Source organism: Mesorhizobium sp. M0496, from assembly GCF_040321205.1.
In the GTDB taxonomy this organism is placed as follows: Bacteria; Pseudomonadota; Alphaproteobacteria; order Rhizobiales; family Rhizobiaceae; genus Mesorhizobium.
The window spans coordinates 16,137-28,295 of the sequence record NZ_JAMYRC010000065.1 but is presented as its reverse complement, the minus strand read 5'-3'; the positions used below and the strand labels follow the sequence as shown (position 1 = coordinate 28,295).

The 12,159-nt window shown below is 61.3% G+C and carries 13 protein-coding genes and 2 tRNA genes; 10 read left to right on the top strand and 5 right to left on the bottom strand.

All coding sequences use genetic code 11. The features are described 5' to 3' along the window. Positions 1–355 precede the first annotated feature (355 nt). Together NKI73_RS31590 and NKI73_RS31585 are read left to right on the top strand one after the other, a co-directional pair. Positions 356–658: a BA14K family protein gene (locus NKI73_RS31590; RefSeq protein WP_352635738.1), complete on the top strand. Its 303-nt coding sequence runs from the start codon at positions 356–358 to the stop codon at positions 656–658. A 192-nt stretch (positions 659–850) separates the two neighbouring features. Further along, positions 851–1,207 carry a hypothetical protein gene (locus NKI73_RS31585; RefSeq protein ID WP_352635736.1) on the top strand — a complete coding sequence of 119 codons (357 nt, stop codon included), beginning with the start codon at positions 851–853 and terminating at the stop codon, positions 1,205–1,207. A gap of 6 nt (positions 1,208–1,213) precedes the next feature. Here the strand turns inward: NKI73_RS31585 and bhcR are convergent, their stop codons facing one another. Beyond that, positions 1,214–2,035, bottom strand: a complete 822-nt coding sequence (gene bhcR / locus NKI73_RS31580) for an HTH-type transcriptional regulator BhcR (RefSeq protein ID WP_352635734.1) — start codon at positions 2,033–2,035, stop codon at positions 1,214–1,216. 215 nt (positions 2,036–2,250) lie between these two features. On the opposite strand from bhcR, the gene gcl reads away from it, so the two are divergent. The 3 genes from gcl (at position 2,251) to NKI73_RS31565 (ending at position 5,989) form a co-directional block, all read left to right on the top strand. Further along, a complete protein-coding gene (gene gcl, locus NKI73_RS31575) occupies positions 2,251–4,032 on the top strand; it encodes a glyoxylate carboligase (RefSeq protein ID WP_352635732.1) in 1,782 nt (593 codons plus the stop codon). Between the two features lie 13 nt (positions 4,033–4,045). Then, positions 4,046–4,843, top strand: coding sequence for a 2-oxo-tetronate isomerase (otnI, locus tag NKI73_RS31570; protein WP_352635730.1), 798 nt, complete (start codon positions 4,046–4,048; stop codon positions 4,841–4,843). Between the two features lie 228 nt (positions 4,844–5,071). Further along, positions 5,072–5,989 carry a 2-hydroxy-3-oxopropionate reductase gene (locus NKI73_RS31565; RefSeq protein WP_352635728.1) on the top strand — a complete coding sequence of 306 codons (918 nt, stop codon included), beginning with the start codon at positions 5,072–5,074 and terminating at the stop codon, positions 5,987–5,989. 116 nt (positions 5,990–6,105) lie between these two features. Here the strand turns inward: NKI73_RS31565 and NKI73_RS31560 are convergent, their stop codons facing one another. Continuing rightward, on the bottom strand, positions 6,106–6,954 hold the full coding sequence (locus NKI73_RS31560) for a TrmH family RNA methyltransferase (protein WP_352635726.1): 849 nt from the start codon (positions 6,952–6,954) through the stop codon (positions 6,106–6,108). A 198-nt stretch (positions 6,955–7,152) separates the two neighbouring features. On the opposite strand from NKI73_RS31560, the gene NKI73_RS31555 reads away from it, so the two are divergent. Both NKI73_RS31555 and NKI73_RS31550 read left to right on the top strand, forming a co-directional pair. Next, positions 7,153–7,237: transfer RNA gene (locus NKI73_RS31555), tRNA-Tyr, on the top strand. Between the two features lie 88 nt (positions 7,238–7,325). After that, positions 7,326–7,399: transfer RNA gene (locus NKI73_RS31550), tRNA-Gly, on the top strand. 18 nt (positions 7,400–7,417) lie between these two features. Here NKI73_RS31550 and NKI73_RS31545 read toward each other — a convergent pair. After that, a complete protein-coding gene (locus NKI73_RS31545) occupies positions 7,418–7,636 on the bottom strand; it encodes a hypothetical protein (protein WP_352635725.1) in 219 nt (72 codons plus the stop codon). Positions 7,637–7,769: 133 nt separating this feature from the next. On the opposite strand from NKI73_RS31545, the gene NKI73_RS31540 reads away from it, so the two are divergent. Further along, positions 7,770–8,528, top strand: coding sequence for a DUF2971 domain-containing protein (locus NKI73_RS31540; protein ID WP_352635724.1), 759 nt, complete (start codon positions 7,770–7,772; stop codon positions 8,526–8,528). 244 nt (positions 8,529–8,772) lie between these two features. Here the strand turns inward: NKI73_RS31540 and NKI73_RS31535 are convergent, their stop codons facing one another. Beyond that, positions 8,773–9,237: a YidB family protein gene (locus tag NKI73_RS31535; RefSeq protein WP_352635723.1), complete on the bottom strand. Its 465-nt coding sequence runs from the start codon at positions 9,235–9,237 to the stop codon at positions 8,773–8,775. Positions 9,238–9,367: 130 nt separating this feature from the next. Here NKI73_RS31535 and NKI73_RS31530 point away from each other — a divergent pair, with 130 nt between their 5' ends. After that, complete coding sequence (locus NKI73_RS31530) at positions 9,368–9,625, top strand: GlsB/YeaQ/YmgE family stress response membrane protein (protein WP_352635721.1); 258 nt, start codon at positions 9,368–9,370, stop codon at positions 9,623–9,625. 60 nt (positions 9,626–9,685) lie between these two features. On the opposite strand, the gene NKI73_RS31525 is transcribed toward NKI73_RS31530, so the two are convergent. Further along, positions 9,686–10,573: a DMT family transporter gene (locus NKI73_RS31525; protein WP_352635719.1), complete on the bottom strand. Its 888-nt coding sequence runs from the start codon at positions 10,571–10,573 to the stop codon at positions 9,686–9,688. Between the two features lie 315 nt (positions 10,574–10,888). Between NKI73_RS31525 and tuf the strand changes: the two genes are divergently transcribed. Continuing rightward, on the top strand, positions 10,889–12,064 hold the full coding sequence (gene tuf / locus NKI73_RS31520) for an elongation factor Tu (protein WP_013531404.1): 1,176 nt from the start codon (positions 10,889–10,891) through the stop codon (positions 12,062–12,064). The last annotated feature ends 95 nt before the right edge of the window (positions 12,065–12,159 follow it).

Genomic DNA, 12,159 nt, shown 5'->3' with positions numbered 1-12,159 from the left:
GTCATTCAAACCTCCTTCAGCGTCCCGGCCCAAATAGAATCGAGCTTCGCCCCAAAACGCAACCGAGATGTGTGAATGCAATAGCATGGACATGGGGGAGAGGTGGCCGCGTAGCGGCCGGAGTGGGGAGCTGGCGCTGCAATATGCGATTGCCCTGCCCCACAAGGGGGAGATTGGCCGTCGTCGACGTCCTCGCCAACCTCTTGAGGTCGAACGCACCGCCAGCGCGATCCCGGCACAGGCAACCCAAGCCGGTCCAGAAAATCGAAAAAGATTCGAACCTTTTTCCTTGCCGCAACGACAGATGATCAAGAGGCGGATGGATCGTCTCGGTCAACGAAGCAAGGAGATCGTCATGTTCACACGCACACTCGTTTCCGGCGTCATCGCCACCGCCGTCGCCGCCAGCATTCTGGTCGGCACCGTCCAGCCCTCGGCTGCTCACAGCCACCACAACCGCGAGATCGGCATCGGCATCGCCGCCGGCGTTGGCGGTTTCGTGCTGGGCAGCCTGCTCTCCCAGCCCCGGACCGTCTATGTCGACGAAGACGGCGGTTCATGGCACGTCCGTCGCTGCTACGATCGCTACGCAAGCTACGACGTCGACTCCGACACCTATCTCGGCCACGACGGCTACCGCCACTACTGCCGTCTCTGAGAGGAGGTGGCGTTTCAATCAGCCGGAAGAGGGGCGTCCCCACCGCCCCTTTTTGCTGTTGGGGGCGCCCTGGCGGCCGTTTGCTTCTTGTTTGTTCGCGGCAATCGAATTCCAGCTCAGTAGACCGTGTACAGGGATTTACCGAGCGCTTAGTCTCGACCGCACCTGATCGATCGCCGCGGGGAGGGACGCTTGGACGAGCACGATCCGAAGGAAGAACTGATCGAGACCATTTTCCGCAACGGCACGATCACCGTCGTCGGCATCCTGCTTGCCTTCTCGCTCGGCTTTGTCACGCATTGGGCGGCGAACCCGGTGCCATGGCGGTTCTACGACCTGTTCGCCGTGGTGCCGATCCTGGTCGGCATCGCCCTGCAGATGCGTGCGCTGTCGCTGCTGCTCGACATGAGTTCGTTGCGTCGTCAGATCTACGAGCGCGCCAACCACATCTTCATGGCCGGCCTCATCTTGACCGCGTGCGGCGTCGGACTGGCGATCCTGCTCGATGTCTTTGAGATGTCGGCGAAGGGCACACTGCCCGGGGCGTAGGGACCGTCAGATTGTCCTGATACCGCCGATCATCCTGGTTACCTCGGCCGCGGCATCGCGCACCAGCGGGCCGATCTCGGCGAGCCGCTCCGGCGTCACCCGCACGGTCGGTCCCGACACCGAGACGCCACCGATAGGCTCGCCGAATTCGTTGAAGATGGCCGCCGCCACGCAGCGCATGCCGGGGTGCCGCTCCTCGTCGTCGACCGACCAGCCGCGCAGCTTGATTCGCGCCAGATCGTGGGCAAGCGCCGAAATGTCGGACAGCGTCCTGTCGGTGAAGCGCTGCAGCCCGGACTTGCGCAGGATGACACCGACGCGCTCCGGATCGAGATGCGCCAGCACCGCCTTGCCGATGCCGGACGCATGGAAGGGGCTGCGCGTGCCCGGCCGGAAGAAGGCACGGATCGCCTGGTGCGTCTCGACCTGGCTGACGAAGACCACGCAGTCATCCTCGGCGACGCCGAGATTGGCGGTCTCGCCGGTTTTCTCCATCAACTCCTGCATGACGACGCGGGCGCGATCGACCAGCTTGCGGCGGCGCAGGAACGCCGCGCCCATGCGGTAGGTCTCGACGCCGATCGACCACAGCTGGTCGCTGGTGTCGAATTCCACCATGCCGTGGTTTTGCAGCGTCGTCAGCATGCGGTAGGCGGTGGAGGCGGCAAGGCCGCTTTGCGCTGATATCTCGCTCAGCGACAGGCCGCTGCCTTCCGCGACGATGGCCAGGATGCGCAGCGCCCGATCGAGCGACTGCACCGAGCTGGCCTCCGATGGCCCGTTGAAAGCGCGCGGCCGGCCGCGCTGGCGTTTTTCGGTCGTTTCCATCGCGCCATTCTCAGCCGATTTCGTCAAACACACAATGAAAAAGTTTTTCACTCGGTCGAAGGGATGAATCCTTGGAAAACGAAAAATCCAATAAAATCAGGATACAGACACCGTTTTCTAGAAATGAAAAAATATTCTGAAAAAATTGAAAAATATCCGGGATGCTGGCATCCTTGGCCAATCCAAGAATGTCAAAACCCTATGGAGGCTGGAAAATGGCCAGGATGCGCGCTGTCGATGCCGCTGTTCTCGTTCTCGAAAAGGAAGGCATTTCCTGCGCTTTCGGCGTGCCGGGCGCGGCGATCAATCCGTTCTATTCGGCAATGAAGGCGAGGGGCACCATCCGCCACGTTCTTGCCCGTCACGTCGAGGGTGCCTCGCACATGGCGGAGGGTTATACCCGCGCCAAATCAGGCAATATCGGGCTCTGCATCGGCACGTCGGGTCCGGCCGGCACCGACATGATCACCGGGCTCTATTCGGCCGCGGCTGATTCCATTCCGATCCTGTGCATCACCGGTCAGGCGCCACGCGCGCGGCTGAACAAGGAGGATTTCCAGGCCGTCGATATATCGGCCATCGCCGCACCGGTCGCCAAATGGGCGGTCACCGTCATGGAGCCCTATCTCGTCCCGATGGCGCTGCAGAAGGCCTTTCATCTTATGCGCTCGTCGCGGCCGGGCCCTGTCCTGATCGACCTGCCGGTCGACGTCCAGCTGGCCGAGATCGAGTTCGACATCGACGCCTATGAACCGTTGACGCCGTTCAAGCCGGCCATGACGCGCGCCCAGGCCGAAAAGGCGCTGACGATGCTCAACGCGGCGGAAAGGCCGCTGATCGTCGCCGGCGGCGGTATCATCAACGCCGATGCGTCGGATCTGCTCATCGAATTCGCCGAAATTTCAGGCGTGCCGGTCATCCCGACCTTGATGGGCTGGGGCGCGATCCCCGACGACCACCGGCTGATGGCCGGCATGTGCGGGCTGCAGACCTCGCATCGCTATGGCAATGCGACGATGCTGGAGGCCGACTTCGTCTTCGGCATCGGCAACCGCTGGGCAAACCGCCACACCGGCTCGGTCGACGTCTACACCAAGGGCAAAAAGTTCATCCATGTCGACATCGAGCCGACGCAGATCGGCCGTGTCTTCGCGCCGGATCTCGGCGTCGTGTCGGATGCGGGTGCGGCGTTGAAGATGCTGCTCGACGTCGCCACCGAGTGGAAGACGGCCGGAAGGCTGCGCGACTGGTCCGGCTGGGCGAAGGAGTGCCAGGGTCGCAAGAAGACGATGAAGCGCAAGACACATTTCGACCAGGTGCCGCTGAAGCCGCAGCGCGTCTACGAGGAGATGAACAAGGCGTTCGGCCGTGACGTCACCTATGTCACCACGATCGGCTTGTCGCAGATCGCCGGCGCGCAGTTCCTGCATGTCTACAAGCCGCGCAACTGGATCAATTGCGGCCAGGCCGGCCCGCTCGGCTGGACCTTGCCGGCGGCCCTTGGCGTTCGCGCCGCCGATCCCGACCGCACCATCGTGGCGCTGTCTGGCGACTATGATTTCCAGTTCATGATCGAGGAACTGGCAGTTGGCGCGCAGCACAAGCTGCCCTATCTCCATGTCGTCGTGAACAACGCCTATCTCGGGTTGATCCGCCAGGCGCAGCGCGGGTTTTCGATGGATTTCGAGGTCGATCTCGCCTTCGAGAACATCAACCGATCAGGCGAACCGGAGGCCGGCTATGGCGTCGACCACGTTGCGGTCGCCGAAGCGATGGGCTGCAAGGCGGTCAGGGTGCGCAAGCCGGAAGAGTTCGCCGCGGCCTTCAAGGAGGCACAGCGGCTGATGAAAGAACACCGGGTGCCGGTCGTGCTCGAATTCATCCTCGAACGCGTCACCAACATCTCGATGGGCACCGAGATCGACAAGATCACCGAATTCGAGGACCTTGCCGAACATCAGGAAGACGCGCCGACGGCGATCGTCATGCTCGACTAAGAGGACAAAAAGAATGCCGCGTTTTTCAGCCAATCTTTCGATGCTCTTTGGCGAGCATGAGTTCCTCGACCGTTTCGATGCCGCCGCCCGCGCCGGCTTCAAGGGCGTCGAATATATCGGCCCGTATGATCATGCGCCCGATGTCGTCGCTGCCCGATTGAAGAAGAACGGCCTGACCCAGGTGCTGTTCAACCTGCCGGCAGGCGACTGGGGCAAGGGCGAGCGCGGCATTGCCGTGCTGCCGGACCGTGTGCCGGAATTCCGCCAGGGCATCGCCAAGGCGATCGCCTATGCGCAGGCGCTCGGCTGCCAGCAGGTCAATTGCCTGGCAGGCATCGCGCCCAAGGGCGCCGACCGCAAGGTGCTGGAGGATGTCTTTGCCGAAAACCTCGCCTTCGCGGCGGAGAAGCTGGAGCAGGCCGGCATCAGGCTGCTGATCGAGCCGATCAACACGCGCGATATTCCGGGCTTCTTCCTCAACTATTCCGATCAGGCGCTCGCTCTCATCGACCGCATCGGCTCGAAGAACCTGTTCCTGCAATACGACATCTATCACATGCAGATCATGGAGGGGGATCTCGCCCGTACCATCGAGGCAAACCTCGGCCGCATCGCGCATATCCAGCTTGCGGACAATCCCGGCCGTCACGAGCCGGGGACGGGCGAGATCAACTATCCCTTCCTCTATGAGCACATCGACCGCATCGGCTATTCCGGCTGGATCGGGGCGGAGTACAAGCCGAAGGCCGGCACGGAAGCCGGCTTGGGCTGGTTCAAGGAATTGGCCGGGCAGGGCAGTGCGGCGGCTTAGCGGCTATCGCAGTAGAAGTCGCGTTCCTTCGCGCCCCCCTCTGGCCTGCCGGCCATCTCCCCCACGGGTGGGGAGATCGGCAGCTTCGGCGCCGGCCTTTGATTTTCTGACGCTCGAAAATTGGCGAAGGCAGCGGTGACATCCAATCTCCCCCCTCGTGGGGGAGATGTCCGGCAGGACAGAGGGGGGCGTGACAGAACGCGGCCTAACAACAGACGGAGAACCACAATGGAAACCATCGGTTTCATCGGCCTCGGCATCATGGGCGCGCCGATGGCGGGGCATCTGCTGGACGCGGGCTATAAGGTCATCGCCAGCGACCATCGCTCCAAGCCGCCTGCCGATCTCATCGCCAAGGGTCTTACATCAGTCGCCGGCCATGCAGCCGTGGCCAAGGCTGCCGACATCGTCATCCTGATGGTGCCGGACACGCCGCAGGTCGCCGACGTGCTGTTCGGCGAGGATGGCGTTGCGGCCGGCCTTTCGAAGGACAAGCTGGTCATCGACATGAGCTCGATCTCGCCGATCGAGACCAAGGTTTTTGCCAGGAAGATCAACGAGCTGGGCTGCGATTATCTCGATGCACCAGTCTCGGGCGGTGAGGTCGGCGCCAAGGCGGCATCGCTGACCATCATGGTCGGCGGCGAGGAAAAGCCGTTCGAGCGCGCCAAACCCGTCTTCGAGAAGATGGGCAAGAACATCACCCTGGTCGGGCCGAACGGCGTTGGCCAGACCACCAAGGTGGCCAACCAGATCGTCGTCGCGCTGACCATTGAAGCCGTCGCCGAAGCGCTTGTTTTTGCATCGAAAGCCGGCGCCGACCCGGCCAAGGTCAGGCAGGCGCTGATGGGCGGGCTGGCGGCCTCGCGCATTCTGGAAGTGCATGGTGAGCGCATGGTCAAGCGCACCTTCGCGCCGGGGTTCCGCATCGAACTGCACCAGAAGGATTTGAACCTAGCGCTGGAAGGGGCAAAAGCGCTCGGCGTGTCACTGCCCAACACGTCCACCACGCAGCAGCTGTTCAACGCCTGCGCGGCCAATGGCGGCGCAAAGGAAGATCATTCGGCGCTGGTCAGGGCGCTGGAGCGGATGGCGAATTTCGAGGTCGGCAGCGAGGCAGCCGACGTCAAAGGCAAAGCGGCATAGGTAGGGAAAGGGCGGCGCAACGTTCCCAAGCCGCCAGCTCTTGCCCGTCGAAGAACTGGTTCCGGTATCTGTCGCCGGAACCCGTTTCTCGTTTCGAGATGTTCCCGGCAGGCGCTTTAGCTGCGCTTCAAAAATGTCCGCGCCACGTAAAGGCTGATCGCCGCGGCATTCGATACGTTGAGCGAATGGATCGCGCCGGGCATGTCGAGCCGCGCCAGCGTCGTCACCGTCTCGCGCGTCTTCTGGCGCAGGCCCTTGCCCTCGGCGCCCAGCACCAGGGCGATCTTTTCTCCGGCAAAGCTCTTTTCGAGTTCCGCCGGCCCGTCCGAATCAAGCCCGATGGTGCGGAAGCCGGCCTCGTGCAGCTGGCCGAGCGCGTCAGCCAGGTTCTTCACCTCGATCTGGTCGATGTGCTCCAGCGCGCCGGAGGCGGATTTCGCCAACACGCCCGATTCCTGCGGGCTGTGGCGGGCCGTAGTGATCAGCGCACCGGCGCCGAAGGCCACCGCCGAGCGCAGGATGGCGCCGACATTGTGCGGATCGGTGACCTGGTCGAGCACCAGCACCAGCTTGGCATCGCCAAGTGCATCGAGCCGCTTGGGCTTCAGTGGCTCCGCCTCGATCAGCACGCCCTGATGCACGGCGTCCGACCCGGTGATCTTGTCGATGTCCCTGGGTTCGACCAGTTCCGTCTTGAAGGGCAGGGCGGCGAGATCGGCGATTTCCAGGCGTTCGGCCGCATTGCGCGTTACCAGCATCTTCCGGATCTTGCGGCGCGGATTGTCGAGTGCCGCCCGCACCGTGTGCAGGCCATAGAGCCGCACCAGGCCATCCGCGGCATTTTCGCCCGGCGGAACCGGCTGTTTGGGCCTGAATGCAGGAGCGCCGCCGCTTTTCTCGTCGCGATAGGCGCGGCGCAGCTTGGCGTAATGGGTGTCTTTGGGGGTGTTGGTTTTATCGCTCATGGCTGGCTTCTATAGCGGTCTCCTCCGGCCAAGGATATGGCCCGTCGCCGCAGCCGGCGAACAGAAACGAAAAACCCTGGTTGCGCGGTTGACACCCAATGGGCTTGCCGCCATAAGGCGCTTCGCTGGTTTCGGAGAACACTTAACTCGGGTCCGGACTGGCGTGAATGCCTCGTTGCATGGCTCCGGCGGCAGACTGGAGAGGTGCCCGAGTGGTTAAAGGGGACGGACTGTAAATCCGTTAGCTTAGCTTACGTTGGTTCGAATCCAACCCTCTCCACCACTGCCGGCCCGGAAGCCCTGAAACGCGAAAGAATCGGACTGAAAAGTGCATGGCGCTTTTCGGGTGAATCCGGTACTTCAGGTAAGGCGCGGGTATAGCTCAGTGGTAGAGCAGCAGCCTTCCAAGCTGAATATGCGGGTTCGATTCCCGCTACCCGCTCCAAATATCTCTTTGAAATCGCTAACAAAATCTCAATCCCGAAACAGGCGCCGTGTCACGCGTGTCATTGCCGTGTCTCTGGCGCAGTTTGGCGCGGGCGTCGGCGACCTTGCGGTTGTTGTCGAGATCGCCGTTGCGCACGTAGCCTTGCGCCCAGGGGTAGTAGCCGGGCGCAAACGGCACGAAAAAGCCCGGAAATGTGCCGTTTTGGCGGTTTGAACGCTCGTTTACACCGAACATGTCAGAAGTCGATGAAACGGCGCCGGATTGGGCGAGTTATTCCGCTAGGCGCGTCATGTTATACGGAAGCCGTTGGAACCCGTCAAAATGGGCTACCTTCCCAAGCTGAACGCGAGGGTGATAGAGATGATCGATGGAAGAACATCCGTCTTTTCCGCAGCCAAATAACACTGAGATCAAGGTCTGGCGATATATGGATTTATCCAAGTTCGCCGCCCTTATTCAATCAAGCCAACTTTTTTATGCAAGGGCAGATAACCTCGGAGACAAATTCGAGGGAAGCTTCCCTCGAATGAATGTGACCATCGGGCGGCAACAATTAGCGGACTTCTTTCGATCCGGGTCTCCCGAAACATCAGAGGATAAAATCGCCGAGTTCTTAGAGATTATGTCGAAAACAAAACGTGCGGCAAGAGAGTACATATATGTGAATTGCTGGCATGCCAATGAGGCTGAATCAGCAGCGATGTGGAGGCTTTACGCTAAATCGAGCGATGCCGTCGCAATACAGTCGCGGTATTCTTTATTGTATAAGCAAATGCCAGACAGAGTTTATCTTGGAGAAGTCACATATGGCGACTATGAGACAATCGGTGTGCATGAAGGCAACACATTCAACGCGTTCATGCTAAAGCGCGATTCGTTCGCTCATGAACGGGAAGTTCGCTCAATGATGATGTGCCATAGTTCAACTGAGACTCTACCTGGCCGCACACATAGGATCGGGGGTGGAATGGCTCTGGACGTCGATTTGAATTGGCTTTTGGAGAAGATATTCGTCAGTCCTGACGCGCCAGATTGGTTCTATCAAGTTGTGAGTGACCTATCGAAGAAATATGGCTTAGCGGCGCCCGTTCATCAATCGTCCCTAGCCTCAGAAGCGCTCTTCTAATTCCTCAATTGCTCCTATGCCTGCGCCTGGGCGCGCCGTGACACGCCCAAGTGTATTAGGCCTTCATGTGACACGCCACACGAGGCGTCGTAACACGGCGCATTGACTTCATTGCGTTTCTAGAGCCTTCCAAGCTGAATATGCGGGTTCGATTCCCGCTACCCGCTCCAGACACTCATCCCTACAACCTGCCAGCCGAAACACTGCGCACAAGGCGCAGCGTTCCAATTGTGCGGGCGCCGCGCTAGCTGTTGAAGGCGGATGCGACCTGGTGCTGCTGCGGCACCTGGCCGTTCGGCGTCAGTCTGTCGACGACGCCGGGCAAAGCCGTGGACAGTTGCTTGAGCAGTTCCTGCTCGTCCATTCCGGTCCGTTGAGCGATCTCGCGAATGATCTGCGGGCCGATCGCATTGCCGAGATCATTGGCGTTGATCGACTGGTTCTGCCCGGTGCCGACCCAGGAGTCGGCGGTGTTGCCGTGGCCGGCATTTCTGAGCTTGTCGAGCAGGCCGCCCAGTCCGCCAACCAGACCGCCGTCGGCGGACGTGGTTTCCGTCGGGGCGGGGTCGGCCGGCGCGGGAGCTTGAGGCTGCTCGGGCTGTTCGGCGCTTCTGCCGCTCAGCATCTTTCCGACCAGCAGCGCGCCGAGTGCGATCATCAGCGGTTTGGTGATGTTGCCGCCGGGAACGGCATTGTCAAAAAGTCCCATAGTGGATCCTCCATAGCGACCAAGCCCGTCCCATCTTCAACAATGAAGTATTCGGGCGGAATTTCAAGCTGGCTTGAGGTTTTGACAATCATATGAAAATGTTCGGCTGGCGGGGGATGGAGAGGAAAAAATGTCAATCATCAGCTGGATCATACTCGGCGTCATCGCCGGCTTCCTGGGCAGCAAGATCGTCAACAAGACCGGCCAGGGCATGATCATGGATATCGTGCTCGGCATCGTCGGCGCCATTGTCGGCGGCCTGATCTTCAGCGCTTTTGGCGCTTCGGGTGTCACCGGCCTCAACATCTACAGCCTGATCGTCTCCGTGATCGGAGCGGTGGTCGTCCTGTGGGCCTACCATCAGTTCAGCGGAAGACGGGCGCTCTAGCAGCGCAACAGGCAATCGCCGGGGTCCTACCATCCCGATTCTATCGGGATGGAACAGACTTTATGCGACGACGGCCAGCCGGCGCTGGCGCTGATCCAGCGAGACGATGGTCAGTCCGCTGCCGACAACCAGCAGGATGCCGCAGATCGCCAGCGCGTTGGGGAATTGCCCGAACACCAGCAGGCCTGAAATCACCGCCCAGACGGTGAAGCAATAGTAGAACGGCGCCACGGCACTGGTCGGTCCGACGCGATAGGCCATGAAGATGAAGAAGTGGCCGAAGATCAGGAAAAATCCAGCACCTGCCATCAGCAGCAAATGGTGCATCCCGGGCATCACCCAGCGCTCGGAAACCAGATGCGCGGCACCGGCGCCGATCAGCACGACGACGACGGCGGAAATCGCCACGATCATGCCCGGCACCTCGGCCGAGACCCGCCTGCCGGCAAGGTCGCGCGCGGCCGCAAGCGCTGCATTGCCGAGCGCCAGCAGGGCGTAGATCGAAATGCCTTGCATCGTCGGCTGCGCCACCATCAGCGCGCCGATGAAGCCGAGCCCGATCAGCGCCATGCGCCGGCCGCCGATCCGCTCGCCAAACAGGATCGAGGAGCCGACCAGCATCAAGAGCGGCGTGATCTGTCCAAGCGCGGTGGAATCGGCGATCTGCATGTTGGCGAGCGCCACGACATAGCAGAGGATCGCCGCCAGCTCGAGCAGGTTCCTGCGCAGCACTTGGCCGTCGAAGATCAGCGGGACCTGCTTGCCGTAGCCCAGCGCGAACAACAGCGGGAAGCCCCAGAGCGCTGCCGCCACGCCGCGCAGAAACAGCACTTCATAGGACGGCAGGCCTGCCGTCGCGAGCTTCATCATCGTGTCGTTGACGAGATACGATCCCGTCGAAACGATCATGAACAGCGGGCCACGGATTGAGGGCGGGATGAAATGCATCCGGTCAGGAGATCAGACCTCGATGCCTTCAGCAATGGTCCATGGCCTGGCCATGAATCAGACAGGGGATTGGGCAGGCGAGACAACGCTATCGCGGCATCGATCGATCGGCCTGTCACCCATTTCATTTCGCGGTGCGCCTTCCTATATCAGCGCCACATCCCCGCAATCGGATCGATGGTTCGGACTGAGTGAGACGGCACCCGGCCAAAAGACGCTTGTGTTTTTTGGCCTTTGTCGCTAATCGCCCCGCATTCGACTGAACTGAAGGTCTTCGACCGAACTGAAGATCCGGGCCGTCCAAGGAAAGAGACTATGGCAAAAGGTAAATTCGAGCGTAACAAGCCTCACGTGAACATCGGCACGATTGGCCACGTCGACCATGGCAAGACGTCGCTGACGGCGGCGATCACCAAGTATTTTGGCGAATACAAGCGCTACGACCAGATCGACGCTGCCCCTGAAGAGAAGGCGCGCGGCATCACGATCTCGACGGCGCACGTCGAATACGAGACGGCCAACCGCCACTACGCTCACGTCGACTGCCCCGGCCACGCCGACTATGTGAAGAACATGATCACCGGTGCCGCGCAGATGGACGGCGCGATCCTGGTCGTATCGGCCGCCGACGGCCCGATGCCGCAGACCCGCGAGCACATCCTGCTTGCCCGTCAGGTCGGCGTGCCGTCGATCGTGGTGTTTTTGAACAAGGTCGACCAGGTCGACGACGCCGAGCTGCTCGAACTGGTCGAGCTCGAGGTTCGCGAGCTTCTGACCAAGAACGAATTCCCCGGCGACGACATTCCGATCGTCAAGGGTTCGGCGCTGGCTGCTCTGGAAGATTCGGACAAGAAGATCGGCGAGGACGCGATCCGCGAGCTGATGGCTGCGGTCGATGCCTACATCCCGACCCCGGTTCGTCCGCTCGACAAGCCGTTCCTGATGCCGATCGAGGACGTGTTCTCGATCTCGGGCCGTGGCACGGTGGTGACCGGCCGCGTCGAGCGCGGCGTGGTCAAGGTCGGTGAAGAACTCGAGATCATCGGCATCCGTCCGACGACCAAGACGACCTGCACGGGCGTCGAGATGTTCCGCAAGCTGCTCGATCAGGGCCAGGCTGGCGACAACATCGGCGCGCTGCTGCGCGGCGTTGATCGTGAAGGTGTCGAGCGCGGCCAGGTTCTGGCCAAGCCCGGCACGGTGAAGCCGCACAAGAAGTTCGTGGCCGAAGCCTACATCCTGACCAAGGACGAAGGCGGCCGTCATACGCCGTTCTTCACCAACTACCGTCCGCAGTTCTACTTCCGCACGACCGACGTGACCGGCATCGTGTCGCTGCCGGAAGGCACCGAGATGGTGATGCCGGGCGACAACATCACGGTCGATGTCGAGCTGATCGTGCCGATCGCCATGGAAGAGAAGCTGCGCTTCGCTATCCGTGAAGGCGGCCGCACCGTCGGTGCCGGCATCGTCGTCACCATCAAGGAATAACCGACGCCGGCCTGCGCCGGTCCGGTTCGAAACGGAAGGGCGGTCCTTGGGGCCGCCCTTTTCTTTTTGTCCGCGGAGATCGGTACCCCGCGATG